Origin of the sequence: Geminocystis sp. GBBB08 (assembly GCF_016743215.1) — a bacterium.
In the GTDB taxonomy this organism is placed as follows: domain Bacteria; phylum Cyanobacteriota; class Cyanobacteriia; order Cyanobacteriales; family Cyanobacteriaceae; genus Geminocystis.
The window spans coordinates 1-700 of sequence record NZ_VRZC01000315.1 but is presented as its reverse complement, the minus strand read 5'-3'; the positions used below and the strand labels follow the sequence as shown (position 1 = coordinate 700).

Annotated in this window: 2 protein-coding genes; one reads left to right on the top strand and one right to left on the bottom strand. The window is 31.1% G+C overall.

The annotated features are described in order from the left end of the window. Positions 1-35: 35 nt before the first annotated feature. Complete coding sequence (locus FWJ34_RS19440) at positions 36-302, bottom strand: hypothetical protein (RefSeq protein ID WP_308256974.1); 267 nt, start codon at positions 300-302, stop codon at positions 36-38. 148 nt (positions 303-450) lie between these two features. Between FWJ34_RS19440 and FWJ34_RS19435 the strand changes: the two genes are divergently transcribed. Then, a partial coding sequence (locus FWJ34_RS19435) for a hypothetical protein (RefSeq protein WP_308256973.1) occupies positions 451-700 on the top strand: 250 nt, incomplete at its 3' end.

Sequence of the window (700 nt, the reverse complement as noted above, 5' to 3'; positions counted from 1 at the left end):
TGGACATAGAAAGTTCGTATAAAATAAATTAATCTCTACGAATCTATTTCCTTCTCCTTCTCTTTTTTGATTTTGATCAAATGAGAAAGTCTATACCTATCCATCAAAATCAAATCGATGAGAGTTGACGCACTAATATCGAGTTGTTTGGCTTCTTCTAAAAGTTTTTGATAATTAGAAGGCAAAATTGTCCAGTTGCACCGTTTGGTTTTACCTTCAATAAAATTAAGCATGGGTTGCCCTTTCTTACATTTAATGGCACGTCGTCGCAACATTTGTGCGTATTCCTTGATGGTTTTCATCGTTATTTTTATTTATTTTTTCATCTCTAATTTTCCCATATTGCCTTGTTCGACAAAAAATCATGAGGCTCAAAAAGACTAGACATTATGTATAGAATTTTGTTAGCGCTTTAGTTTAAAATAATCTCTATACTATAAATAGACATTTATGATGAAGAAGGATAAATTAATTACCATCAGGGTAAACGAACAGATTCGAGAAAAATTTAATCAATGGTGCAATGAGCAAGGATTATCAGTTAGTGAATTTCTTTCTAATATCATTGAAGACTGTGCCAATGGAAGTTATGAAATGTCTAGCAATAATAAGGATAAGAGTAATAAAATTGCTAGACAAAAATTGATAGCTTTAGAGGCTAAAATTGAAGAATTATCTAGCCAAATTGCTAGTCTTACAC

Excerpts from the sequence above, each read along its gene's own strand:
- FWJ34_RS19440 (WP_308256974.1), bottom strand. The coding sequence starts at position 302 with ATGAAAACCATCAAGGAATACGCACAAATGTTGCGACGACGTGCCATT.